The 26,022-nt window shown below is 66.8% G+C and carries 24 protein-coding genes and 1 tRNA gene; 23 read left to right on the top strand and 2 right to left on the bottom strand.

Annotated features, from left to right (window positions below; genetic code table 11):
* The first annotated feature begins 16 nt into the window (after positions 1-16).
* Entirely contained in the window at positions 17-526 is a 510-nt protein-coding gene (locus GII31_RS20600) for a hypothetical protein (protein ID WP_213245190.1), read from the top strand.
* A 157-nt stretch (positions 527-683) separates the two neighbouring features.
* Here the strand turns inward: GII31_RS20600 and GII31_RS20595 are convergent, their stop codons facing one another.
* Positions 684-2,138: a hypothetical protein gene (locus tag GII31_RS20595; protein ID WP_246221982.1), complete on the bottom strand. Its 1,455-nt coding sequence runs from the start codon at positions 2,136-2,138 to the stop codon at positions 684-686.
* A gap of 299 nt (positions 2,139-2,437) precedes the next feature.
* Between GII31_RS20595 and GII31_RS20590 the strand changes: the two genes are divergently transcribed.
* From GII31_RS20590 to GII31_RS20485, 22 genes are all read left to right on the top strand, one after another.
* The gene (locus GII31_RS20590; protein ID WP_213245189.1) at positions 2,438-3,703 is read left to right on the top strand and encodes an aspartate kinase; all 1,266 of its coding nucleotides are present in this window, start codon (positions 2,438-2,440) and stop codon (positions 3,701-3,703) included.
* Between the two features lie 6 nt (positions 3,704-3,709).
* Positions 3,710-4,735 carry an aspartate-semialdehyde dehydrogenase gene (locus GII31_RS20585; RefSeq protein ID WP_213245188.1) on the top strand — a complete coding sequence of 342 codons (1,026 nt, stop codon included), beginning with the start codon at positions 3,710-3,712 and terminating at the stop codon, positions 4,733-4,735.
* A 230-nt stretch (positions 4,736-4,965) separates the two neighbouring features.
* On the top strand, positions 4,966-6,243 hold the full coding sequence (locus GII31_RS20580) for a lipase family protein (RefSeq protein WP_213245187.1): 1,278 nt from the start codon (positions 4,966-4,968) through the stop codon (positions 6,241-6,243).
* A gap of 34 nt (positions 6,244-6,277) precedes the next feature.
* Positions 6,278-6,958 (top strand): hypothetical protein, encoded by a 681-nt coding sequence (locus GII31_RS20575; RefSeq protein ID WP_260840164.1) that lies wholly within the window; start codon positions 6,278-6,280, stop codon positions 6,956-6,958.
* Between the two features lie 91 nt (positions 6,959-7,049).
* The gene (locus GII31_RS20570; protein ID WP_213245185.1) at positions 7,050-7,478 is read left to right on the top strand and encodes an organic hydroperoxide resistance protein; all 429 of its coding nucleotides are present in this window, start codon (positions 7,050-7,052) and stop codon (positions 7,476-7,478) included.
* A 101-nt stretch (positions 7,479-7,579) separates the two neighbouring features.
* Entirely contained in the window at positions 7,580-8,035 is a 456-nt protein-coding gene (locus GII31_RS20565; protein ID WP_213245184.1) for a hypothetical protein, read from the top strand.
* 210 nt (positions 8,036-8,245) lie between these two features.
* The gene (locus tag GII31_RS20560) at positions 8,246-9,577 is read left to right on the top strand and encodes a DUF2252 domain-containing protein (protein WP_246221981.1); all 1,332 of its coding nucleotides are present in this window, start codon (positions 8,246-8,248) and stop codon (positions 9,575-9,577) included.
* Between the two features lie 17 nt (positions 9,578-9,594).
* Entirely contained in the window at positions 9,595-10,986 is a 1,392-nt protein-coding gene (locus GII31_RS20555) for a dipeptidase (RefSeq protein WP_213245182.1), read from the top strand.
* 84 nt (positions 10,987-11,070) lie between these two features.
* Positions 11,071-11,892 carry a sulfurtransferase gene (locus GII31_RS20550; RefSeq protein WP_213245181.1) on the top strand — a complete coding sequence of 274 codons (822 nt, stop codon included), beginning with the start codon at positions 11,071-11,073 and terminating at the stop codon, positions 11,890-11,892.
* Entirely contained in the window at positions 11,885-13,255 is a 1,371-nt protein-coding gene (locus GII31_RS20545) for an MFS transporter (RefSeq protein ID WP_246221980.1), read from the top strand. Before GII31_RS20550 ends, GII31_RS20545 begins: the two co-directional genes overlap by 8 nt.
* Positions 13,248-14,723, top strand: a complete 1,476-nt coding sequence (locus GII31_RS20540) for a pyridoxal phosphate-dependent decarboxylase family protein (protein ID WP_213245179.1) — start codon at positions 13,248-13,250, stop codon at positions 14,721-14,723. The genes GII31_RS20545 and GII31_RS20540 overlap by 8 nt, the downstream gene beginning before the upstream one ends.
* Positions 14,724-14,790: 67 nt before the next feature.
* Positions 14,791-14,864 (top strand) — tRNA-Pro (locus GII31_RS20535).
* Between the two features lie 239 nt (positions 14,865-15,103).
* Positions 15,104-16,795: a hypothetical protein gene (locus tag GII31_RS20530; protein ID WP_213245160.1), complete on the top strand. Its 1,692-nt coding sequence runs from the start codon at positions 15,104-15,106 to the stop codon at positions 16,793-16,795.
* 18 nt (positions 16,796-16,813) lie between these two features.
* The gene (locus tag GII31_RS20525; protein WP_260840163.1) at positions 16,814-18,589 is read left to right on the top strand and encodes a hypothetical protein; all 1,776 of its coding nucleotides are present in this window, start codon (positions 16,814-16,816) and stop codon (positions 18,587-18,589) included.
* A 60-nt stretch (positions 18,590-18,649) separates the two neighbouring features.
* Positions 18,650-20,088, top strand: a protein-coding gene (locus GII31_RS20520; RefSeq protein WP_407649855.1) for an IS3 family transposase whose coding sequence is annotated in 2 segments (ribosomal slippage) — positions 18,650-19,022 and positions 19,022-20,088 — 1,440 coding nt in all. Because the reading frame shifts where the segments join, the coding sequence is not laid out codon by codon here.
* 35 nt (positions 20,089-20,123) lie between these two features.
* Positions 20,124-20,363: a hypothetical protein gene (locus GII31_RS20515; RefSeq protein WP_260840162.1), complete on the top strand. Its 240-nt coding sequence runs from the start codon at positions 20,124-20,126 to the stop codon at positions 20,361-20,363.
* A complete protein-coding gene (locus GII31_RS20510; protein WP_260840161.1) occupies positions 20,360-21,823 on the top strand; it encodes a hypothetical protein in 1,464 nt (487 codons plus the stop codon). Before GII31_RS20515 ends, GII31_RS20510 begins: the two co-directional genes overlap by 4 nt.
* Positions 21,824-21,835: 12 nt before the next feature.
* On the top strand, positions 21,836-22,000 hold the full coding sequence (locus GII31_RS20505; RefSeq protein WP_260840160.1) for a ribosome modulation factor: 165 nt from the start codon (positions 21,836-21,838) through the stop codon (positions 21,998-22,000).
* Positions 22,001-22,267: 267 nt separating this feature from the next.
* Complete coding sequence (locus GII31_RS20500) at positions 22,268-24,154, top strand: major capsid protein (RefSeq protein WP_260840159.1); 1,887 nt, start codon at positions 22,268-22,270, stop codon at positions 24,152-24,154.
* A gap of 5 nt (positions 24,155-24,159) precedes the next feature.
* Positions 24,160-24,438 carry a hypothetical protein gene (locus tag GII31_RS20495; RefSeq protein WP_213245155.1) on the top strand — a complete coding sequence of 93 codons (279 nt, stop codon included), beginning with the start codon at positions 24,160-24,162 and terminating at the stop codon, positions 24,436-24,438.
* Positions 24,439-24,508: 70 nt separating this feature from the next.
* Positions 24,509-24,895 carry a hypothetical protein gene (locus tag GII31_RS20490; RefSeq protein ID WP_213245154.1) on the top strand — a complete coding sequence of 129 codons (387 nt, stop codon included), beginning with the start codon at positions 24,509-24,511 and terminating at the stop codon, positions 24,893-24,895.
* An 80-nt stretch (positions 24,896-24,975) separates the two neighbouring features.
* Positions 24,976-25,110 (top strand): hypothetical protein, encoded by a 135-nt coding sequence (locus GII31_RS20485; protein WP_260840158.1) that lies wholly within the window; start codon positions 24,976-24,978, stop codon positions 25,108-25,110.
* A gap of 12 nt (positions 25,111-25,122) precedes the next feature.
* On the opposite strand, the gene GII31_RS20480 is transcribed toward GII31_RS20485, so the two are convergent.
* Complete coding sequence (locus GII31_RS20480) at positions 25,123-25,962, bottom strand: lysophospholipid acyltransferase family protein (RefSeq protein WP_213245153.1); 840 nt, start codon at positions 25,960-25,962, stop codon at positions 25,123-25,125.
* Between the last annotated feature and the right edge of the window lie 60 nt (positions 25,963-26,022).

Below are 26,022 nucleotides of genomic sequence, written 5' to 3'. Positions count from 1 at the left end.
GCGTCATCGTTGAGTCATGACACAGATCACCGCATCCCACCTCGCCCGTCGTTCGGCGGTCCTCGTCGCCGGAATCGTCGCCGCGGCCGCACCGCTGGCGGTCACCGTGCCCACCGCCTCGGCAATCCCCGGCGAGTGGCCGAAGGTCGACCCCGCAGACTTCCGCGTGGGCGGCAGCTACTACTTCACCTCCCCGTCGGGCAGCTGGAAATGCGCGATCCACCTCGACCGCGGTGCACCCTGGGCGGGCTGTCAGGGCGCGGTGCCGGCCGGGGCGCCCAGGGTGTCCGGCGGCGGGGTCGCCTCGATCCACCCGAACGGTGTGTCGATGACCACCGCGACACCCGCGCGGTTCACCTTCTACAGCGACACCACCGTCGAGGTACCCCGCCAGCGCGTGTTGCCCTACGGGAAACTGCTGCAGGTGCGCGGGATCACCTGTTCCACCGACCCCGGATACGGCGTCAACTGCGCCGGCGGCGGCCACCACTTCACCATCTCCACGAACACCTATCGGATGGGTTGACGGACATGTCTCACAACTCCGACAAAGATCACGACCATCGCCGCCGGTGCAGGACATCGGCCGGCGTCCGGCACTGCGGCCCCGGATCACTGCGCGGCGCCCCGGCATCCTGGCGATTCGGTGCGCTGGTGTGCCCGCGCCGAGCGGCCTGACCGGTTCACATCGCGTGTGGATATACGGTGAGCATGTGGGCACCGAACCACGAACTGGCCGCGACGATCGGCACCAGCGTGGCCGCGATCGCGGCCGGACGCCACCGCGCCATGATCACCGCGAACGGGATCAGCAGCACGAACGCCGGTAGCAGCAGCCGCGCCCGGCTCATCATCAATCCGCTCGACGCCACGATCGACACCACCACCAGCGCCGCGTACAGCAGAACCGGCCACGGCAGCCGCGCCCATACCGCCACCGTGATCAGCAGCGGCGTCGACAACATGATCCACGCGGTGGCCACGGGGGCGACCTCCCCCGAATGGGCGAGGGTGTCGTTGACGAACCGGACCGCGGCCACACCGAAGTCGAACCGGGTGTCCCAGCCCTCGGTCTGGATGGTGAACCAGCCCAGCGGGTTACCTGTGTGCGCCCATACCGCACACAGGTAGCCGAAATAGCCGATGGAACTGAGCGCGATCGCCGCCCGGATCCGCGTGCGCGCGTCGGCAGGGCGGCGGCCCGGTCGCCGTCGCAGTGCCGACAGACCGGCGAGAACGACGACCCCGATCACCACGATCCCCGTCGGCCTCGTGGCACCCGCGAACAGGGCGCACACACCGGCGAGCAGCCATCGTCCTTCCAGTACGCCGATCAGCGCCCACACCGCCAGCGCGCAGAACAGGGCCTCCGTGTACGCCATGTTCAGCACGATCGACATCGGGGTGGCGGCGAACAGTGCGACCGCGATGAGGCCGACGGTGCGCGGGTTCGGGGAGCCGGGTATGTCGGAGGCAGGGTTGTCGGAACCGCGGGTGGTGGTGCGCCGGCCGTCGGGCGCGGCCGGGACCAGCAGTGTCAGGGAGCGCGGCAACACCCTTCGCACCCGATCGCCCGACCACGGCGGCGCGGCGGACATCCGCTCGGCGCAGAGCGCGCCGAGCCGGGCCACCCCGGCCGCGGCGAACACGCACAGCACCACGTTGACGGTGATCGCCGCGCCGTAGGTGGTGACCAGTGGAAGCCTCGCCACCAACGACACCAGGTACGGGTATCCGGGGAAGAACGCGTACGCGGTGTCGGCGGTGTGCACGCCCCGTGCGTCGGTGAGGCCGGGCGGGACACCCCCGTATCCGTGCTCCGCGATAGCCAGCATCCACTCGCCGTCCCACGCCGCGAGCCGGTCACCGAGGGACTTGCCGTTCGCGTACGCCATATCGGCGAGTACCAGCACCCCGATCGCGCGGATCACGAAGAACACGGCGACCGGCGCCGCCCACTGCCGCAGCACGTGCGCGGCGGCATCGAGGCGGGGCCGGGCCGCGGAGACCGCGCGGGCCCGGGTGTCCGGCTTCGGCGCGTCATGGATCCGGTCGCCCGGAACGGCCGCATCACCGACCGGCGGGGTGTCGGCGGTGTCGCCCCGGGCGGGCCTGGATTCGTCGGCAAGCGATGCCATGGCGGCGATAGTAGGCGGACTCGGTGTCGGCACGGGTCCGCCCATCGCACGTGCCGTCCACCGAGACCGCATCGATACATTGCGACGGTCATCGGCGACGGCGGGTAGCCCGCTCCGGTTACCGGCCGGTCGGCACCGGGCGTCGGAGGCGGTGTGTTCGCCCCGGCCGGGACGCGGGGCGCATCGCCGGTAAGGTTGACCCCGACTACCTGCACCCGGGCACCCGGAACAGGCAGAATCACCCGAACCCCAAAATGACCCGAATCACAGAATGACCCGAATCACAGAAGGGAACCGACGTGGCACTCGTCGTGCAGAAATACGGAGGATCATCGGTCGCGACGGCCGAGCGAATCCGTCGTGTCGCCGAGCGCATCGTCGAGACGAAGAAGCAGGGCAACGACGTCGTCGTGGTGGTGTCGGCGATGGGTGACACCACCGACGAACTGCTCGACCTCGCCCAGCAGGTCAATCCGGCCCCGCCCGCCCGCGAGATGGACATGCTGCTCACCTCCGGTGAGCGGATCTCCAACGCACTCGTCGCGATGGCGATCGCCTCGCTCGGCGCCCAGGCCCAGTCGTTCACCGGCTCGCAGGCCGGTGTCATCACCACCAGCAGCCACGGCAAGGCCAAGATCATCGACGTGACCCCGGGCCGTGTCCGCAGCGCACTCGACGAGGGCAAGATCGTGCTGGTCGCCGGCTTCCAGGGCGTCTCGCAGGACACCAAGGACATCACCACGCTCGGTCGCGGTGGTTCCGACACCACCGCCGTCGCGCTCGCCGCAGCGCTGCGGGCCGACGTGTGCGAGATCTACACCGACGTCGACGGTGTGTACACGGCCGACCCGCGCATCGTGCCCGACGCCCGCCGGCTGGAAAAGGTGTCGTTCGAGGAGATGCTCGAAATGGCCGCGTGCGGCGCCAAGGTGCTGATGCTGCGGTGCGTCGAGTACGCGCGCCGCTACAACGTTCCCGTTCACGTGCGCTCGTCGTACTCGACCAAGCCCGGCACCATCGTGACCGGATCAATGGAGGACATTCCCGTGGAAGAAGCCATTCTCACCGGCGTCGCACACGACCGCAGCGAGGCCAAGATCACCGTCGTCGGGCTCGACGACAAGCCGGGTTCGGCGGCCAAGGTGTTCCGTGCCGTCGCCGATGCCGAGATCAACATCGACATGGTGCTGCAGAATATCTCCAAGGTGGAGACCGGTAAGACCGATATCACCTTCACCCTGCCACGTGAGCTCGGCCCGCTCGGTGTGGAGAAGCTCACCGGGCTCAAGGACGAGATCGGCTTCACTGACCTGCTCTACGACGACCACATCGGCAAGGTGTCGCTGGTCGGGGCCGGCATGAAGTCGCACCCGGGCGTGACGGCCTTGTTCTGCGAGGCGCTGAGCAAGGTCGGCATCAACATCGAACTGATCTCGACCTCGGAGATCCGTATCTCGGTGCTGTGCCGCGACACCGAACTCGACGACGCGGTGCGCGCCCTGCACGAGGCATTCGATCTCGGCGGCGACGAAGAGGCCGTCGTCTACGCCGGAACGGGAAGGTAGACGGACATGACTGTGCGAATCGGTGTCGTCGGCGCGACCGGGCAGGTGGGGGGCGTCATGCGTGCTCTGCTGGCGCAGCGCGGGTTCCCCGCCGACGAGGTGCGGTTCTTCGCCTCGGCGCGGTCCGCCGGCAAAAAGCTGCCGTGGGGCGATGGCGAGATCGTCGTCGAGGACGCATCCACGGCCGACCCGTCGGGTCTGGACATCGCGCTGTTCTCGGCCGGTGCGACGATGTCACGGGAGCAGGCGCCACGGTTCGCCGCCGCCGGGGTGACCGTCATCGACAACTCGTCGGCGTGGCGCAAGGATCCCGACGTGCCGCTGGTGGTGTCCGAGGTGAACGGCGAACTCGCCAAGAACCCGCCCAAGGGCATCATCGCCAACCCCAACTGCACCACGATGGCGGCGATGCCGGTACTCAAACCGCTGCACGACGCGGCCGGCTTGCAGCGGCTGATCGTGTCGTCGTATCAGGCGGTCTCCGGTAGCGGTCTGGCCGGTGTGGAGGAACTCGCGGGCCAGGTGCGCGCGGTGGCCCCGGACGCCGAGAAGCTGGTGTACGACGGTTCGTCGGTGGCATTCCCGGACCCGGTCAAGTATGTGGCGCCTATCGCGTTCAACGTTGTCGCCCTGGCCGGTTCGCTGGTGGACGACGGATCGGGCGAGACCGACGAGGATCAGAAGCTGCGCAACGAGTCGCGCAAGATCCTCGGCCTGCCCGACCTGCTGGTGAGCGGCACCTGTGTGCGGGTGCCGGTGTTCACCGGACACTCGCTGTCGATCAACGCCGAATTCGCGCAGTCGATCTCGCCGGAGCAGGCGCGGGAGATCCTGGGTTCGGCTGCCGGCGTGGAGCTTTCCGACGTGCCGACCCCGCTCGCCGCGGCAGGCAAGGACGTCTCGCTCGTCGGGCGTATCCGGCAGGATCCGGGCGCGCCCGACGGCCGTGGTCTGGCGCTGTTCGTCTCGGGTGACAATCTGCGAAAGGGCGCTGCGCTCAACACGATTCAGATCGCGGAGCTGCTCGCCTGAGTCTCGGTGATTACGTGAGAAGGGCCTGGGGCAGCGCGCCCCGGCCCTTCTTCGCTTTTCGGGGCCGGCCGACGACAGAACTCGGTCGACCGAGCCGAACCGGCAAGAGATCCATGTGGCGTCCGATGTCCGGGACGACGGCGCCATACCGGTGGTGATGGGCACCCCGTTCGCACGATTCGGAGGCTCGGGACACGTCCTCAAGTTACTGTGAGGTAGCCTACCGTTCCATGGAAATTCTCAGGGGAGGGAAAGCGCGCCGCCGTGGGCTCCGGATGGCCGCGGTTCTGTTGGCAGGTGCGATGACCGCAACCGTCGCTTCGGTGGCGGCTCCGGACGCGTCGGCCGCAGACTTTTACACACCACCGGCCACGATCGCCGACAAGCCCGGCGCGATACTCAAGACGCAGTCGATTCCGCTGCTGCTGCAGATCCCGGGTGTCAAGAACCAGTGGCCGGGCACCGCCAAGAAGGTGATGTACACCTCGCGCGATGCCCACAACAAGTCGGTCGGAGTAACCGGTACCGTCATCGAACCCACCGCGCCCTGGACCGGCAAGGGACCGCGGCCCACCGTCGTCGTCGGCCCCGGAACCATCGGCCAGGGCGACCAGTGCGCGCCGTCCAAGATGATGTCGTTCCCGGCGTCCATCGATATCACCAAACCGTCGATCGGTGTCAACTACACCGCTCCCGAGATGTATATCTTCCTGCTCAACGGCGTCCGGGTGTTCGTGACCGACTACATCGGTATGGGCACCCCCGGCATCCACACCTACGTGAACCGTTCCGAGACCGGCCACGCCATGCTCGACGGCGCCCGCGCCGCGATCAACGCCAGCGGGGCTCCGAAGAACTCGCCGGTCGGCTTCGTCGGCTACTCGCAGGGCGGTGGCGCCGCGGCGTCGGCCGCCGAACTGGCCCAGACGTACGCGCCGGAGCTGAAGGTGAAGGCCACCTACGCCGGCGCTCCGCCCGCTGACCTGCGCAAGGTGTTGGCCGCCGTCGACGGCACCACCATCTCCGGTGTCATCGGCTACGCGATCAACGGCATGACGGCCCGCTACCCGGCGCTGCGCGAGGTGGTGGACAAGGAAGCGAACGCGAGCGGCAAGGCCAGGCTCAAGCAGGTCTCCACTCAGTGCATCGGCGACACCATCCTGACCAATGCCTTCCAGCCCACCAACAGCTGGACCATCTCCGGTAGGCGGCTCGGCGAGATCGCCGACAAGTACCCGGACGCGGTGAAGGTGCTCGAGGAGAACCGGATCGGTCAGCTCAAGCCGAACGCACCCGTCTACCTGCAGGGCGGTCTGCACGATGATGTCATCCCGTATGGTCAGGTCAAGGATCTGTACCGGAACTGGAAGGCTCTGGGTGCGAACGTCACGTTCCACACCGACGCCACCCCGGCGATCCTGACCAAGGTGATCGTCAATCACGTGGTGCCGATGCTGACGACGCTGCTGCCGGGTACCAACTTCGTTCTCGACCACCTCAGAAGGTGACGCGCAGCCGTCCGAACGAGAGGTAGAACCGGCGATGAAGGACGGCGACGGGAGATCACACGGCGACGGAGAATCTCCTGATCCGGATGTGCCGAGCCAGGCCGAGCTGGACGCCGAGGATCTGGCCGAGCTGGCCAAGCGATCGTCGCAGGACCGGGATCGGGCGAGTTTGTATCCGGTCCGCCGCGGTGATCCCGGCAACGTCCCGGTACCTCTGGCCAAGCACGCCGTCGCCGCATTCTGGGCGGCGGCCGTGGCCGGGGCGATCTGCGTGGTCTACGGCTTCCTGAACCTGGGCACCATTCAGGATCTGCTGCATGCGCGTCTGCTCGACGGGCTCCGCGACGATCCGGGTAACGCGGCGCCCGAGGATGAGGTCTCGGGTATCGCATCGACGTTCCCGCCGGTGATGCTGATCCTGATCATCGTGTTCCTGGCCGTCGAATATCTGCTGCTGGTGAACGCCGCCAAACACAACAGCCGCGGGGTACGCAATGTGTACCTCGCGGTTGTTGTGGTGAACATGATGTGCATTCCGATCGGCGTGGACCTGCTCTTCGCCTATGACACGCTGTCCGTGGCGGTAGTGGTGGCCGGTTGGGCACAGTTGGTCTTCCTGGCCTTGTCCGCACTGTGCACGCTGCGCAAAGAGGTCAACAACTGGTTGCCGGCGCCCAACAAGGTGCGGTCCGGTTCGATGTTCGGCCGGGGATGACACGGATGACGTGCCACTGATCGCGACCGCGGCAGCGGCGGCAAGGGCACAATGGGGCCGTCAGTGAAAGACGTCACCCAGGAGGAAACAAATGTCAGTCGACGCCGTGTACCACGTCTCATCAACAGCGGCCGGTGGAGGCCGTGACGGCGAGGTGGTCTCGGAGACCGGCCGGATCGATCTTGAGTTGCGCCCGCCCACGGAGATGGGTGGCAGCGGTGAGGGAAGCAACCCCGAGGAACTGTTCTCGGCCGGCTACGCCGCGTGCTACCTCGGTGCGCTGCGGGCCGTCGCGGGCAAGCAGGGCGTGACGGTGCCCGAAGGCACGACGGTAAAGGTGACCGTGGGTATCGGAAACGACAGCGAGGGCGGGTTCGGGCTCACCGCCGACATCGAAACCTATCTGCCGGGTCTGGACGAGGCCCAGGCGCAGGCTCTCGCCGACGGCGCGCACGCCTTCTGCCCGTATTCGAAGGCCACCCGCGGCAATATCGCGCACACGGTGACCGCCCGCGTCTGAGGCGCGAGACAGCCCGGTTCCGGTGGCATCACGGTGCCGTCGGAACCGGGTTCGGCGGGGCGGTGTGAGGTGCCGCACTCATCCGGGTAGCGTATTCACTCGTGGATACAGGGTGGGCTGGACTTGGATTGATCGCCGCGGCCGTCGCCGTCGTCGCCTATGTGCGCTACCGGGACCGGGAGACCACGACGCTGGGCGCAGGCACGGAACTGGCGCGGGAACTGCGCTCGCTGGCCGCCGGTGATCCGGTGCGCATCGCGGCCGTCGAAGAATACGAGACGACGATCTACCAGCGGCTGTTCTATGCCGCGGTGATCGGCCCGCGGGTACGGGCTGCGGCATGGGCATTGCTCGGTGCGGCGCTGGCCGCGTTCGGCGCGCTGGTGACCGATCCGGTCGACGGTGCACTGGGCACGGTTGTGACGATCTCGTTCATCGTGGTGGCAGTGGTGTTCGCACTGTCGGCACTCGTGTTGGCAGGTATCGCCGCCTATCAGGCCGCGACCACCCCGCGGGTCTCGTTCGCCGAGTCCTACGCCGACGAGATTCCCGAATAGTCCGGATTACCCGAGTCTCTCTTCTTCTCGGCCTCCGGTCCGGCGAACAGCAGGGCCGGCGTCACCGTCCTTGTCGGAGAATCGATCCGTCGGATGGCGGGTGTCGTGGGACAATCGTCAGGCGTCCGCCCGACGCGCAGTCATGGTGTTCGGTTCGAGGAGGATGTCATCAGCCCAGCAACGATTGCTCAGCTCGCGGAGGTACCCGCGGTGTCCGGGCGCCGCGATCCGGTGTCGATACTCGAGGACCAGGCCCTGACCAGGGATGCGGATCTGATCCCGGTCCGGCACGCCCGGATGTCGGCGACTCCGTTCACCTTCTATCGTGGCGCGGCGGCGGTGATGACCGCCGATCTCGCGGCCACCCCGGACAGCGGTATCCGGACGCAGCTGTGCGGTGACGCCCACCTGAGCAATTTCGGTGTGTTCTACACCAGGGAACGCCGGATGATCTTCGATATCAACGACTTCGATGAAACCCACCCCGGTCCGTTCGAGTGGGACGTCAAGCGGCTGGCGGCGAGTGTGGTGATCGCGGGCCGGAACAACGGATTCCCGCCGAAACACACGGCCAAACATGCCGCGGCGGTGGCCCGGCACTACCGGCGATACCTGGCCGAGAGCGTCGAGATGTCGACGCTGGATTGCTGGTACGCCAGGATCGACGTCGACACGCGGTTCCCGGAGTTGCGGCAGAAGCTTGACACCTCGACCGCCAAGAGCACCCAGAAGATGCTGAAGAAGGCGCGCCACCGTGACAGCATGCAGGCCGTCAGCAAACTCTGCCGGATCGATGAGCGGGGCCGCGCGCACATCCGCAGTGATCCGCCGCTGCTGGTGCCGTTGAGCGAACTGGCCGCCGACCGGATGTTCCCCGGCGGCGGCGTGCGAACGGCCGGTGAGGTGGCGGCGGCCGGTACCGCGCTCATGGGCCTGTACCGCGACAGCCTGCCCGACCACATCAGCGCACTCTACGACCAGTACGAGATCGTCGATGTGGCCCGCAAGGTGGTCGGGGTCGGCAGCGTCGGACTGCAGGCATGGGTGATCCTGCTGTGGGGCAAGGGCAAGAACGACCCGCTGATGTTGCAGGTCAAGCAGGCCCAGCGGTCGGTACTGGCCGATTACGTGCCTGTCCCCGACTATCCGGGTGAAGGGTGGCGGGTGATCGAGGGGCAGCAGATCATGCAGGCGGCCAGTGATCAGATGCTCGGTGCCATCACCGGCCGTGACGCCGACGATCATCTGCACGACTACTACGTGCGCCAGTTGCGTGACGGCAAGGGGTCGGTGGTGGTCGAGGCGCTGGATCCGGACGGGATGAAGGCCTATGCCGCGCTGTGCGGTCGTACGCTCGCCCAAGCTCACGCCCGCACCGCGAGTCGTCATGAGATCGCCGCCTATCTCGCTGCCGACGACGACTTCGACGAGGCCATCGCGGAGTTCGCGCTCGCCTACGCAGATATCAACCAAGGTGATCACGCGGCGATGATGGCGGCGATCGACTCCGGCCGGATCGAAGCGGCCGACCTCGCGTACTGAACCGACGGAGGTGTGTGATGAGTGGTGTGAACAGTACTTTGCGGGAACAGGTTCGGAACCTGATGCCGCGAGCGAAGACGGATCTGACCGAAATGGTGGCGTTCCGTTCGGTGTTCGATGCCGAGCAGTTCCCGGTCACCGAATGCGACGGCATGGTCGACTGGCTGCTGACGGCATTCGGCGATCTCGGTTTCGCCGATGTCGCAGCGCATGTCACCTCCGACGGCAGCAAGGCCGTCACCGGCAGAATCGCGGGTTCTGACGGCGCACCGACGGTACTGCTGTACTTCCACCACGATGTGCAGCCTCCGCTCGGTGAGGACGAATGGGATTCCCCGGTCTGGGAACTCACCGAACGGGACGGTCGCTGGTACGGACGCGGAGCGGCCGACTGCAAAGGCAACATCGCTGTGCACCTCACCGCATTGCGTGCCCTGGCGGACGGTGCCCCGATCGCACCCGGGCAGTTGCCGGTCACCGTCAAAATTCTCGGGGAGGGTTCGGAAGAACAAGGTGGCGGCGGTATCGAGGATTTTGTGGTGGCTCGGCCCGAATTCGCGCAGGCCGACGTCATCTTGATCTGTGACTCCGGTAATTTCGCCGTCGGCAGGCCCACACTCACCACCAGCCTGCGGGGCGTGGCGAACGTGGTCGTGTCCGTGGAGGCGCTGGGTTCGGCGATGCATTCGGGTATGTACGGCGGGGCGGCGCCCGACGCGCTGGCCGCATTGATCACAATGCTCGCCACCCTGCGAAACGAGCACGGCGACACCACGATCGACGGACTGGCCGCCGATCAGAGCTGGTCCGGTGTCGAGTATCCGGAGGAGGCATTCCGGGCCGATGCGAAGGTACTCGACGGGGTGCGCTTGGTCGGCTCCGGGTCGGTCGCCGAAATGCTGTGGGCGCGACCGGCCGTCACCGTGCTCGGGATCGACTGTCCGCCCGTCGTCGGATCATCGGCGTCGGTGGTGCCCCATGCCCGTGCCCGCATCAACTTGCGGGTGCCACCGGGTATGGACGCCGTCCGCGCGCAGGATCTGCTCGTCGACCACCTGACCGCGGCCGCGCCGTGGGGCGTGCGGGTGTCGGTGGAACGGGAGGCCGTCGGGTCACCGTTCTCGGGCGCGACGTCCGGGCCCGGCCACGACACACTGGTGGACGCGTTGTCGGCGTCGTACGGGGTTCCGGTGTCGCGGCAAGGGCAGGGCGGGTCGATCCCGCTGTGCAGTGTGCTCGCCGAGACATTCCCCGACGCCGAGATCATGCTGCTGGGCGTCGAGGAACCGGCCTGCCTGATCCACGCACCCAACGAGTCGGTGGATCCGTCGGAGATCGAGCACCTCGCGCTGGCCGAGGCGGTGTTCCTCACCGAGTACCGGGCACGGGCCGGCGGGGCCGCCCCCTAGCCGAACCCCGGGTGTTCTGTTCGCGTTGGGCCGGGACGCGCAAGACGGTGGACCGGGTGCCGGTGGGCATCTAGGTTTGACCCTATGTCCGTGCTGATCTCGGTCGACGACCTGGCCGCCGCGCTCGCCGGTCCCCACCCGCCCGTCGTGCTCGATGTGCGGTGGACGCTCGGCGGGCCGCCCGGTCACGGTGAGTACTTGCATGGACACATTCCGGGCGCGGTGTACGTCGACCTCGACACCGAACTCGCGGCGCACGGCGAACCCGCCGACGGGCGGCATCCGCTGCCCGCCGCCGACGATCTGCGGCGGGCGGCGCGACGATGGGGGATCAACCCCGGAACCGCCGTCGTCGCCTACGACGGCGGCGGCAACCTGGCCGCCGCGCGGGCCTGGTGGTTGTTGCGCTGGGCGGGACTGACCGATGTCCGGTTACTCGACGGCGCACTGCCGGCGTGGGTGGCCGCGGGGCTGCCGTCGGCGACCGACGATGTGCTGCCCGAGCCCGGGCGGGTCGAATTGGCCGACGGGGCGTTGCCGACACTGACGCTGGAGCAGGCCGGCGGCTTCGATGGGATGCTGCTCGATGCGCGTGCGCCCGAGAGGTTCCGTGGGGACACCGAACCGATCGACCCCAAGGCCGGGCACATTCCGGGGGCCGTCAGTGCACCCACCGTCGACAATCTCACCGCTGACGGCCGTTTCAGGTCGGCCCGGGACCTGCGGGAACGGTTCACGGCGCTCGGCATCGGCGACGGAAGACCAGTCGGCACCTATTGCGGCTCGGGGGTGAACGCGGCACATCAGATCGCGGCGCTGGCCATCGCCGGATTCGGCGCCGCGCTGTTCCCCGGGTCGTGGTCGCAGTGGTCCAATCATGATCTGCCGGTGGCCGTCGGTGACTGAACCGCCGCCGTTGCGCCGCCGGACGGTGATCCGGTACGGGATCGGGTCGGTGGGCACGGCGGCCTTCGGGACGCTGCCGGGGCTGGTGCTGGTGTACTACCTGACCGACACCCTGGGCGTGCCGGCGTTGGCGGCCGGTGCCCTGATAGTGGTGGCGAAGATCTGGGATGTGGTGATCGACCCGGCGATCGGGTTCGTCAGCGATCGCCTCGCGGCGGTGCGCGGGTCGCGCCGGCAGCTGATGGTGCTCGGGGCGATCAGCCTGCCCGTCGCCTTCGTCGTCACCTTCTCCGCGCCGGGCACGCTGCCCACGGCCGCGCAGGCACTGTGGGTGGCGGCGGCATTCCTGTTCTCGGCCACGGCATTCAGTCTGTTCCAGGTTCCGTTCATCGCCCTGCCCGCCGAACTCACCGACGACTACGACCAGCGCACCCGGCTGCTCACGGTGCGGGTGGTGGTGCTGTCGGTAGGGATCCTCGTGTTCGGGGCCGGTGGCCCGGCGCTGCGGGATGCCGGGGGTTCGGAGGCGGTCGGCTACCTGCTGATGGCCGTGGTCACCGGTGCGCTGATGGGCGTGAGTATGTGGGTGTCGTCGCGGGCCGCCGACGACGCGCGGCAGGTGGTCGCGGACGGTGCCGTCCCGATGTCGCCGGCGCGGGCGTACTGGGCGGCGATCGCCGCCCTGCGACGTAGCCGGGCACTTCGAATGCTGCTGGGGGCATTCGTTCTTCAAGGTTTGGCGACCGGACTCATGCTGGCCGGTGCGCAATACGTGGCCACCTGGGTACTCGACTCGGAGGCCGCGGTGTCGGCGCTGTTCACCGCGCTCATCGCACCCGCCCTGATCTGTGCGCCACTGTGGGGAGCGATCGCCCGGCGAAGGGGCAAGGAGTACGGATTCATCGCCGCCACAGTGTTGTTCGCAGTCGCCGCAATATCGTTGACCGGGCTGTGGTGGTCGTCGGGGGTGTGGGTGTACGGTTCGGTCGCCATCGCCGGTGCCGCCTACGCGGGAATGCAGTCGCTGCCGCTGGCGATGCTGCCCGATGTGATCGGGCACGACGAGGCGAGGCACGGCGAGAGTTCGGCGGGCACCATCGGCGGTGTGTGGACGGCCGGTGAAACCTCCGGGATGGCACTGGGTTCGGTGTTGTTCACCGTCGCCCTCGCAGTCGGTGGATACATCTCGTCCGACGAGCCCGGTGCCGTGACGCAACCCGGATCAGCCCTCGACGCGATGGTTGTCGGGTTCAGCGTGCTGCCCGCCGCACTGGCGTTGCTGAGCGTGCCGCTGATCGTGCGCTACCCGCTGCGGCGCAACAGCTCTGATCCACGAAGTGAAGAGAGGGCGGCCGGTGACTGATCCGCGTGTGGAGGAAGTACTCGCCCGGCTCACCGATCTGCGCGCGGGTGACGCTCCCACCAGGGGCGGCCGGGTCCTGTCGTACGTCTACGACCCCGGCCTGGCCGTCGTCGACGAACTGGCGCGCCGCGCGGCCGAACAGGTGCAGCACGTCAACGGTCTGGACCCCACCGCGTTCGGGTCCGTCGCCCGGATGGAGGCCGACGTGATCGGATTCGCCGCCGGACTCGTCCACGGTGCGGACACTGTCGGTGTGGTCACCAGTGGCGGCACCGAAAGCTGCCTGCTGGCGGTGAAATCCGCGCGGGACCGGTGGCGGACACGCCACCCCGGTGTCGCCGGACCGCCCGTCATCGTCGCCCCGGTGACCGCGCACGCCGCCTTCCACAAGGCGGCCGAATACTTCGGTCTGCACCTGGATCGGGTTCCGGTCGGCACCGACGGTACCGTCGGTGCAGACCAACTTATCGGCCGCTGCGACGAGCGCACCGCGCTGGTCGTGGTCTCCGCCCCGAACTATCCGTTCGGCGTGATCGACCCCGTCGCCGAGGTTGCGCCCCGCGCCGCCGCCCTGGGCATCGCCTGTCACGTCGATGCGTGCATCGGCGGCTGGGTGTTGCCGTTCTGGGGTGAGCCCCTGCCGCGCTGGGACTTTCGCATATCAGGGGTGGCCAGTATGTCGCTGGACGCACACAAGTACGGCTATTCGCCGAAAGGCGTGTCGGTGCTGCTGTTCGCCGATCGGGACGCCAAACGCGCAGCATCGTTCGCCACCACCGAGTGGCCCGGCTATCCCGTCGTCAACCCGACGATGCTCGGCAGCCGATCGGCCACATCGCTGGCCGCGGCGTGGGCGGTCCTGCAATACCTGGGCGTCGACGGGCTGGCGGAGCTGACCGCCCGGACCCGGCGGGCCACCGAGGCACTGCTGGGCGTCGTCGCCGGAATCGACGGGCTGCGGGTGGTCGGCACCCCGGCCGGGCCGCTGTTCGCCGTCCGGACCGACCCGGACGTGGACTCCGGTCGGGGAGTGGACCCGCACCAGTGGTCCGACCGGGTCCGCGAACTCGGCTGGACCCTGCAACCGCAACCGGGCCTCCGGCAGCGGAGCGGTCAGGCGCTGGCACCGACCACCCACCTGACCATCACCCCGGTGACCGCAGACAACCTTGACGCACTGACCGCCGCGATGGTCCGGGCCGCCGACGATGTTCGCGGACGGCCGCCGATCGACCTGTCCGCGTTGCCCGACGCGCTACCCGCACTGCGATCGGAGGCCACGCTGGACTCGGCCGCCGCCGGGGAAATCCTGGCCGCCCTGGGCCTGGCCGACGGCGGGCCGACGTTACCCGATCAACTCGCCCCCGTCATGGCGCTGCTCGAGGTGATCGATCCGGCCCGGGCACAGGAACTCCTGACCGAACTCCTGGCCCGCCTCAACGAGAACCCAGCCGCCCCGTGCGGTTGAATCTGGCCTCTGACCAGGCGATTTCCCTCTGCTGTGGGTGGTGATGTACCCTTTCTGAGGTTGCACACGGGGTGTGGCGCAGCTTGGTAGCGCGCTTCGTTCGGGACGAAGAGGTCGTGGGTTCGAATCCCGCCACCCCGACGCTTTGGTTGAGAAGCAGTAGAGGCCCTGACCAGGAGAAATCCGGTCAGGGCCTCCTCGTTTCCGTAGACTGGTCAGTCAGCGGGTCAATTGCCAGATGTGTGTATGGCTGTCGGCGTTGCACCTCCACCGTTTACGCTCACCCACAACTACATAGACCTATGTAAGCGGTTGCTGGCGGATGGGCCGAACCGAACACCCCACACCTGGGGTGTCGGAATCGGCACAGGAGAACTGCCGTGGCACTCGACCTACAGACCCTGATCGACAAGGCCGCCGAAGGCAGCACCGAGAAGCAGCGCACCTCCGCCGTCGCCAAAGCGTTGGAAGGCGCCAACCGTGGCGACCTCGACGCTCTGCTCGGTGAAGTCATCGACAAGTTTTCGGCCCTCGCCGGCACCGACCTCGGCACCGAAGACGGGGTACTCGGTCTCGAATACCTGGTGGCGGTAGCGGTTGCCGCGAAGTCTGTGCAGGAAGCAGCAGACAAGCACGTCGACGAGATCCGCGCCAGGCGTGCCGAACTCGCCGCGAAGGTCCTCGGTGACACCACTGCGGACACGGACAGTGCAGATGCCGATCAGGGTGTAGAGGACGCCGCCAAGCCCGCCGTCGTCATCCCCGCAGCCGCCGACGTATCCTGCTATGCAGGCGCCCAAAACCTCGACTACACAGGGCTTGTCGCCGCCGGCGGCTGGTGTGACCCGTCGGAAATGATCTGCGACCTCGTGGATTTGCTCGCCGGCCGCAAGACCGGGTTGCTCTCGGTCCCCGAAATCCAGGCCAAGCGTGGCGGTATCAGGACCGCGATGAACTTGGGCTTCGCGAAGGTATGGGCGGGTAACGCGGGTCTGATCCAGACCGATGTGCAGGCCAACGAGACCCCCGTCCTGACACCACCGGTGGACGCGCCCGATGAGCAGCCGGTCGCGCCGCAGGTAACGGATCTGTCCGGGCTCACCGACACGGACCTGTTGGAGTTGATGCAGGACGCGAACCGTGTCGGGGATGACGAGCTGTACGACGCTGCGGTAGCGGAGTGGGATGCGCGAGCAGCACGCCCCGACGACCCCGGGATTGCGGACGATCCTGAACCGGTCCCGGCCGGTGGCGGCCAATTCGACGACCTCGACGACACCGAACTCCTCGCCGTGATGAACGATGCGATCAACGCCGATGACGATGACCTGTACCGGGCCGCAGCCGCCGAGTGGGCACGCCGCGAAGGACTCACCTCCGCCGGGCGTCGGCACGTACGCAACGTCAGCTACTGGTCGCGTAGGTTCGGGCGGCCAGCTGTCAAGGGGGAACCTCTCGACGGCATCGACCACCGCACCCCCCGCCGTCGTATGGGAACGCGGCGCCTCGCGGACATCCAGACAGTGGGAGACAAACGCGCGCACCGATCCAGCCCGCACCCGCACAAACTCCGGCCCTGGTCGAGTCAGCGGCGCGCCGACGAGCAGGAACGAGCGTTACCCGACTATCGCGGGGAACCACTCGCGCAGCACGAGGTCGAAGCAGTGAAGCGTTTGCAGCGGCTTGGGCACCAGGTGGAATGGCTACCGCTTGGAGAGTGGGAGTACAACGATGACGGTAGGCGGACTGGGCGCACGCCGTCGAACGACATGATTTGGCAACAGGACGCCGAAAGTGAGGCGATCCACGTGGAAGTCAAATCCACCAAGAACACCGCTTACGCGATGCATGGGGCGATCAGGAAGGCAGTCAAGAGCGCACGGGAAAAACATGATCCCCCGTTCATAAAAGACAGGTTCATCATCGACATCGGCCCCGCCGAGCTGACCTCTGAGCTGGAACGAGCGATGTCGATGTACAACGTGGCTCAGGCGCCGAACCCCAGTAACCGGATCAAAGACCTGTGGGTCCTGCACTCCGACGGGAAGATCCGAAAGATAACCCTAGCGTAGATATGTAAAAGCAGGGCGGTGGTGCCCCCAGCTTTCAGTTGGTCTATTTTTTCAAGACTCGCGGGGGGGTCGCCCTGCAAGGCTCAGAGTATCACGATGCCACCCGCCTGTGCACCCTTCACGGGCACACTGCCCCGTATGGGTACAGCTGTTGTTGACGCGATCACTGCCGCCGGGATCACCTACCGGCGAACCGACTTCGCAGACCCCCACCTGTCTGGCCCGACAGCGCTCACTGTCACCGCGGACGGCCACGTCTACGGACACCTCGCCACCTGGGGATCGTGCCACATCGGATACGGCGACCAGTGCGTCACCCCACCCTCATCCACCAGCGGCTACCAGTACTTCCACCAAGGCATCGTCGACACCGACGACGGCGCCCTGCCGGTCGGGAAGATCACGCTCGGCACCGGCCACGCCGGTCTCGGGGAAGATGCCGCGTCAGCGGCCGCGCACTACGACAACACCGGCGCTGTCACCGCGATAGTCCGCGCCGGCGAAGACGCTCACGGTATCTGGCTCGCCGGCCGTCTGGTCCCCGGCATCGGGGACCAGCGTGTCGACGAGTTGCGCCGGTCCGGGGTATCCGGTGATTGGCGCGGCATCAACGGAAACCTCGAACTCGTCGCCGCGCTCGCGGTCAACGTCCCCGGGTTCCCGGTCCCACGCACCGAGCAGCTGGTCGCATCCGGGGGTGTGAGCACTCTGGTCGCGGCCGGGATCGTTCCGCCCGCGTCGGCGCTACTCCCGCAGTCAGTCGCCGAACTCGACGCGTACGTGCTGTCGAAAGTGCGTGCTGTGGCTCGTGCGGAGGTCGCCCGCACCCGCCTCGCGGACGCTCGCAGCATGGTCGCTTCCGCCCGCCGTGCCCGCCGAACCACAGCCTGTGACGTGCTGGTGGCGGTTACGGCGTCCGCGCACGAGCAGCGCGCTACCCGCGTTGGCCGTGCCCGCAACATCCTCGGCGACGCGACCAGCCGTGCTCGGCGTGCCCGTGACGCGAAAGCGGTGATCGCAGCCGCCACCGCGCCACCCTCACGCGCCACCGTGGCACGGGACACGATCACCGCCGCGATCGGTGCACGCGGCCTCAACCGCGGCGCTGACCCCATCAACCGCGGCCGATTCAGTGCATGGACCACCAGCAGCAGCCCTACCCCCGACGCCACCGCACCAGCAAAGGCCGAAGCCCACACGTTCACCGTCGAAACACTCACCGACGAACTCAGAGCAATCGGAATCAGCGAAGCCACAACGAACACGGTCGTGACCCGCGACACTGTCCGGACAATCAACGGCGCAGTCGCCGACAGAACCGCAACCATAAACGAGGGGCTCGCAGAAGGCATCCCCATCTACGACCTGTCCGACACGCAACTCCGCACTGTCGACCTGCTCGAAATGGTGCAGGAGGGCACAACAAACCTGCCGGCCGACGACCCTGCGGTCCTCGAATTGGGCTACCACGTCGCGAACCCGCCGACCGTGCCGGTGTGGGATGCGCGGGACCACTACCCGACAGAATCGTTTTCCCCGGAAGTCTTGGCTGAGCTCGACCGACTCGACCAGCTGCCTGATGTGGACAGCGTCCGAACAAGACTTGACGATCTTGGGGAACTGTTCGAAGCGGCCAGTAACGTCGAGGAATTCATGAGCGCCGACCGGGTCTTACGCATGGAGCTTAACAGTGCCATGGACGAGCTCTTCTACCATCAGTCACGGGATGATGTAGCCCAGGTTGACCAGACGTTCGGCCACATTATGGCCGTGAAACCCTGCGTGTCAGGGTGAGTTGAGTCCAGCGGTTCAGAGCAAACCCGCCTGCAGGGCGAGATACGGATCAACCCCACGATGACAATTTCCAGCCTGGCCGTGGCCGGGGACAATGCCTGCATGGATTCCTCGCATCCGCGTTCTGACGGTCCGCGCCGACGCCGCACGTTCACCCCGGCGGACAAACTCGCCCACCTGGCCGCATATGAACAGGCCTGTGAGCGCGGCGAGGGCGGCGCCTACCTGCGTACCGAGGGCCTGTACTCGTCGCTGATCAGCGAATGGCGCAAACAACGCGACGCCGGTGTCCTCGACGGCAAACCCGCTGGGGTGAAGATCGGCAAGCTCACCGCCGAGCAGGTCGAGATCGCCCGACTCAAACGCGAACTCGACAGGACCGGCAAGCGGTTGGCCACCACCGAGGCGGCTCTGGAGATCATGGGAAAAGCGCACGCGCTCTTGGAACAGATCTCCGAGAGCGCGGACACCGACGAGCCGCGCAAGAAGCACTGATGGCCACCCATCACGACCTGACCGAGGCCGGCGTGAGCACCCGGGCAGCCACCTCGCTGACGGCGGTGACGCGATCTACCGCCGCCCGCAGCAGGGCGCGCAGGCAGTGGCCGGCACCGGCCGCGAGGAAGGTGCCCGTGAACAAGCTCACCGACGCCGAACGCGCCCGCGTGTTGACGATGTTGAACTGTGACCGGTTCGTCGACCAGGCCCCGCTCGAGGTGTATGCGCAGCTGCTCGACGAGGGCATCTACCTGTGTTCGGTATCGACGATGTACCGGATCCTGCGGGAGAACAAACAGGTCACCGAGCGGCGCCGGCAGGCCCGACACCCCACCCGCACCTGCCCGGAGCTGGTCGCGACCGGGCCCCGGCAGGTCTATACCTGGGACATCACGAAGCTGCCCGGGCCGGTCAAGGGCGTCTACTACGACGCCTACGTGATGGTCGACATCTACTCCCGCTACATTGTCGGCGCCCACGTACAAACCCGCGAATCAGCAGTACTCGCAGTGGAATTCATGACCGACGTCTTCAGGGTTCATGGCACACCAACGGTGGTGCACGCCGACCGGGGAACATCGATGACCAGCAAACCGGTCGCAGCGCTGCTCGCGGACCTCGAGGTGACCCGGTCACATTCGCGACCGAAGGTGTCCAACGACAACCCGTACTCCGAATCACTGTTCAAGACCCTCAAGTACGGGCCCACGTTCCCGCAAAGGTTCGGATCCATCCACCACGCCCGGGACTTCCTCGACACGTTCGTGACCTGGTACAACCACGAACACCGGCACACCGGCATCGGCCTGCACACCCCGGCCGACGTCCACTTCGGCCTCGCCACCGACAAAGCAACGCAGCGAACTGGTGTGCTGACCGCGGCCCGTTTGGCCCACCCCGAACGATTCACGCCCGCAGACCCGACACCGAAGATCCTGAACCTGCCGGCCAGCGCCTGGATCAACAAGCCCGACACCACGACCGATCACGCCGCCGCGTAACACCCACTGGACTCAATCACCTTGACAAGTTCCGCTTGTCCGACACGCAACTCCGCACTGTCGACCTGCTCGAAATGGTGCAGGAGGGCACAACAAACCTGCCGGCCGACGACCCTGCGGTCCTCGAATTGGGCTACCACGTCGCGAACCCGCCGACCGTGCCGGTGTGGGATGCGCGGGACCACTACCCGACAGAATCGTTAAACGGGCGCGAAGTCGAGTGGGTATCCGGTTGGGTGCGATCACTGCGTCTGGTCGACTCATTGACGACTTGACTGCGGCTGCGGTCCGCCGTGTCCGCACACCGGCCGGCGCGAAACGCTACAAACAGCCCATCGGATCGATCATTATCGCCCGCCCCGGGAAGAAGGCACTCAGCCTGTCCGCGATGGGAGACAGCGACCTCACCGAGCTGATGGGGGATGCTGCCGCGCAGGACAAAAACCCCGACGTGTACGAGGCTGCGTTCACCGAGTGGGCGCGCCGGCAACCGGACCGGGAAGAACCCGGCCCCGACATCGACGACCGGGTTGGGCCACCCGAAGACTTGGATTCGGTGCAGCTCGATCTTGTACGCGCCGAACTCGACACCGCGACTGCCGATTTGAAGGCCCGAATCGATAGCGGTGGCCCGGATGTGGATGCGGCGATCGCTCGTGTCGAGGTCGCAGAGGGCCTGTTGCGGCATGAGCAGAAGATGGCCGCCGCACGCGCAGGCACCAATGACGGTGCCCGGCCGGAGACCGCTACCTCGACAGCGGGGGACGCCCCGGCAGTGGAGGCGACACCGGAACGCGCACAGGCATGGAACACGGTCCGGGAAACCGAAACGAAAGCCGAGCAGGACGGCACCGGGTTTGAGGAGGCGTTGGGCAGGTCGCCGGAGGAGACGGCAGCGGCGATCGCTGAGCGGGACGCGGTCCGTGACGGCTACACCTCAGCAGCAGACAAAGCCCGCGACGAACAGGACGTATCTGCTGACCCGGCCCCGGCTGGCCCACCCGCGTCGGAGGATCAAATCAAAACGATCCGTGAGCTGCGGGATATGTACACGGCGGAAACGTCCCCTCAGGCCGCCGAAGAAGGCGTCCGCGTCAAGCGAATGATGATCGCCAACATGGCGGCCGAGTTGGCGTTGTCGGATGCGGTAGATCGCGGAGAGCACCCGATCCAGCAGGAGAAGCTGGGTGTAGAGATGACGCCGGAGAAGAAGCGTGAGTTCCGCCATGCGCAGAACGCAGCAAAAGCTGAGTGGGTGCAGCGCATCAACGAATCTGAGGCTGAACGTGACGCGGCCCGTTCAGCGATATTGGACTCTCCGCTAGTGGAGGAGATGAGCGCCGAGCAAGCGGAGGAAATGCACCGTATTCTCGCCCCCGGCATCCCACGGCCGGAGGGTCGAGAGTGGGAAACCACTGCGGAAGCTGCGCAACGTGCCCGCAGATGGGAACCACCACACGATCCCGAGTCGTATGCGATCAAGGCGCAGAAGGCGTCGACTGGCCTACCAGCCATGTCAGACAACGACATCATAAGGAAAGCTGAAAGCCTTGCGGCTCGGAAACGGTTCGGGCAGGACGTACAACAAGAGATCGCGGCGTTGAAGTCGGAAGCTGCACGTAGGAACCCTGGTCTAGATATGGCGGTTGGCGGCATTCTGGCGGTTGACGTACGGCAAGCGCGTGAACAGGGCGTTCGTAGCAGCCGCCAAAGAACACGATGGCGGCGTCGGTAGAGGGAGGACCACATGACTGATCGGACGATGGTAGAGGCAGCGTACCGGGAGGGACAGCAGGCCGAACCCGGTGCGTCGAACCCGTATTACGGGATGCCGGTGTGTGCCCGTATGTGGCGGGAAGGGTACCGCGACAACCACACCCGCCCACAGGAGGTGGCCGACAATGGCCTGTAACTGTGGTGGTCAGAAGCGGGTCATCGTCCACGAGGCACACCGCCCGAACGGCACGGTCAAACGGTATCTGTCCGAAACGGATGCACGCCGAGACGTAGCAAAATACGGGGGGCACTACGCGCAGGTCAGCACACCCGCATAGCCGGGTGCACCCCCAACGTTTACGCTCACCCACAACTACATAAACCCTTGTAAGCGGTTGCTGGCGGATGGGCCGAACCGAACACCCCACACCTGGGGTGTCGGAATCGGCACAGGAGAACCGCCGTGGCACTCGACCTACAGACCATGATCGACAAGGCTGCCGAAGGTAGCACCGAGAAGCAGCGCACCGCCGCCGTCGCAACCCTGCTCGAAGACGCAACCCGCGGTGACCTCGACCAGCTGCTCAGCGAGGTGACCGACAAGTTTTCGGCCCTCGATGACACCGACCCCACCAGCGAAGACCAGGTTCTGGGTCTCGAATACCTGGCGGCAGTGGCGGTTGCGGCGAAGGCTGCGCAGGAAGCCGCCGACAAGCGCATTGATGAGGTGCGCGCCAAGCGCGCCGACCTCGCCGCGAAGGTGTTGGGCGACACCACCGCAGACGTGGCCGCCGACGACACCGACCCAGGTGTGGAGGACTCCGCCGAGCAGGGCAACGACACCAGCACCGACGGCGCGGAAACCGACACCGAGCAGCGCGTCGAGGTCACCGAGCCTGTCGCCACCGACGTAGCACCGGCAGTCGAAGCCGTCTCCGAACCGGTCGCGGTCGCCGCATCCGCCGGGAAACGCTTCAACCTCGCCAACATCCAGCAGAAGGCCCCCGCACCCACCAAACCCGCCGTCACGATCACCGCATCCGCGGACGTGTCCGGTTACGCCGGAGGCCAGAACCTCGACTACACCGGCCTCGTCGCCGCCGCCGCATCAAAGATCGAGTCGGTGACCCGTGCCGGTGTCAACACCTCCGGCAGCATCGCACAGGTACATCTCGACTTCCCCGACCATCTGGTCGCATCCGGCGCGAACGACGCCGACGTGATCGAGACCGCCGTCGACCAGTCGAAACTGGCCGGTGGTTCCATCGTCGCCGCCGGCGGCTGGTGCGCACCATCCGAAGTGATCTACGACCTCGTAGACCTTCTCGCCGACACCAAAACCGGACTGATCTCGGTCCCCGAAATCCAGGCCAAGCGTGGCGGTATCAGGACCGCGATGAACTTGGGCTTCGCGAAGGTATGGGCGGGTAACGCGGGTCTGATCCAGACCGATGTGCAGGCCAACGAGACCCCCGTCCTGACACCACCGGTGGACGCGCCCGATGAGCAGCCGGTCGCGCCGCAGGTAACGGATCTGTCCGGGCTCACCGACACGGACCTGTTGGAGTTGATGCAGGACGCGAACCGGGTAGGGGACGACGAACTGTATGAGGCGGCGGTAGCGGAGTGGGATGCACGATCTGCACTCGACCATTCTCGAGAAGACGACACGGAAACCCCCAGTTCGCTGAGTGAACCCGCAGGTGGTCCGGTCGAGACGGATGCCCAGTTCGCCGGGCTCGACGACGCCGAACTCATCGCCGTGATGAACGATGCGATCAACGCCGATGACGATGACCTGTACCGGGCCGCCGCCGCCGCCGAGTGGGCACGCCGCGAAGGACTCACCTCCGCCGGACGCGTGCGGGACGAGGCGTTCTGGTCTCGGCGCTGGCGTCGGCCGGCTGCATACGGCGAACCGATTCGTGGTGGCCGCTCACAGATCCCGCAACGTGGCGGCGACCACCCACAACGGACAACCAACCGATTCATGCCGAGCGGAACGGACCTACCCGATGAATACCAGGACCTACCGGGTGGGTCGCCGATTCCGTTCACGCCCCGAACCGCACCGATGCCCACCCCTGAGGACATGGAGCGGGTACTCGATAAGCACCGGCATGATTCGACCGTCCCGAACAAGAGTCGCTTTCCTGAAAGCTGGTCAGACCAAGACGTTGCAGGCGCGATCGCGATCACCATTCAATTGCCTGATCGACCGGTCCAACGCTTCGGGACATCTCTGGTATTTGAGCGAGATGTTGATGGCATACTAGTTCGGGCTCAGGTGCGGACAGACTCGGACCCGTCCATATTCTGGTCGGCGTACCCTCCGAAGGTTGTAGACTGAGGCGTATGAGTCAAGTGGTGGAACAATTTGCGCGGCGCATCCTGGATGCGTACGGCGATGCCATGGACTCCGCTGCACGTCAGATGGCGGTTGAAGCGCTTGGCTCAGGCGAGCCTGAAGTGGCTGCGACCATGGCAGTCGAGTTGGCTCCCGTTACCGCGAACGACGTTGACGATTTCCTCGCCTTGGTCACTAAGTCGTTCACGGGCGTGGACGCTGTTGTTGCTACCCGATCAGCCGCCGCTGCGCGTGCCCGACTGGGGCTTTCACCGTCGCACGCCTGACCGCCGAGCATCGCGGGACCCCCAGTCAAACGCGCCACCCCTATGCACCCTCCCCGGGCACACTGCCCGCATGGGTACAGCTGTTGTTGACGCGTTGACCGCCGCCGGGATCACCTACCGGCGCACCGACTTCGCAGACCCCCACCTGCCCGGCCCCACCGCCCTCACCGTCACCGCGGACGGCCACGTCTACGGCCACCTCGCCACCTGGGGCACATGCCATATTTCGTTCGGCGACCAGTGTGTCACCCCAGGTGAAGTGGACCTGACCCTTGACGGCGAACCGGTCACCGCGCCCGGCACGGTGGCCTTCCGGGGTGCGATGCTCAGCGGTGTACCGAACTTCGCGTTCTGCGTCCGCTATTTCAACCTGTCGTGGACGATGAGATCGGATATTACGGCACGATTCGTCGCCCGGGTCTCCTGCGCTTCAACGGCGACGAGCACACCGTCGTGACGCCCGTGTGCACGGGCGAACGACCCGACAGACCGTTCCTGGACATGCAGTCCGGCTACCCGTGACGGGGCGCGGCGCTCATGCCCCGGGCCGCCGACGAATATCCGTGGGCGATGGCGCAGAACGTTATTCGCGACGCCTGGCACACCAACCGGGCCGACCTCGACAACGGTCTGGTGTGGACCGGGGTGAACCAGCGCATCACCTCGGGATGAGCTCCGGGGTGGTCACCGGCCCAGTTTATGGCGCCACCACGGGCGCGCGGGGCGGGCCGCCTTCTGCGCCTTCGCCTCGGCGCGGCGGCGGGCCTCCGCCTCCTCCAGTTCGGCGGCTTCCGCACGGGTGGGCGCCGAACCGCCCAGTCGCGCCGGAACCCAGAGCTCGCCGGCCGGGTGCGGGCCGTAGCCCTCCTGGGCGTCGAGCAGCATGCGGTACATCACCTCACGTAGCCGCGCGGTCTCGGCGGCGGCGTCCGCGTCGCCGGCGACGGTGATCGGCGGGCCGAACGTGACCGACACCGGAATCTTCGACCGGCCCATACGGCGGATGCCGCCTTTGGTCCACTGGCGCTGCGCACCCCACACGATCACCGGGACGATCGGCACGCCGGACTCGGCGGCCATCCGCACCGCGCCGGTCTTGAAATCCTTCAACTCGAAGCTGCGGCTGATCGTCGCCTCCGGATACACGGCCACCACCTCGCCGGACCGCAAACTGTCGACCGCCGCCCGGTACGCCTGCGCGCCCGCCGACCTGTCGACGGCGACCGTGCCGGTGCGGTTGACCAGAAAACGCATGATGCCGATCGACATGACCTCGGACTTGATCATGAATCGGGTTCGCCGGCCGGCCCGGTACACGCCGAGGGCGGCGGGAATGAAGTCGACGTAACCGGTGTGGTTGATCGCCAGAACCGCCCCATCGGAGCGGCGGCCGGGGATGTTGTCGATCCCGGAGTAGCGCAGCTCCAGCCCCTGCACGCGGACAAGAGTGGTGGCGATGATCTCCAATGTTCGGAACACTGGTTCGCGGCGATGTCGCGATGGCGCCGGAGTGGGGCGGCTCATAGGTATCCACCGTAGCGCGCCCCGGTCGGCGTGCGGCAACGACCGTCGCCGCGCCACAGC

Origin of the sequence: Gordonia pseudamarae, from assembly GCF_025273675.1 — a bacterium.
In the GTDB taxonomy this organism is placed as follows: Bacteria; Actinomycetota; Actinomycetes; order Mycobacteriales; family Mycobacteriaceae; genus Gordonia; species Gordonia pseudamarae.
The sequence above is the reverse complement of the archived record's forward strand: the minus strand, read 5'-3'. Positions and strand labels throughout refer to the sequence as shown.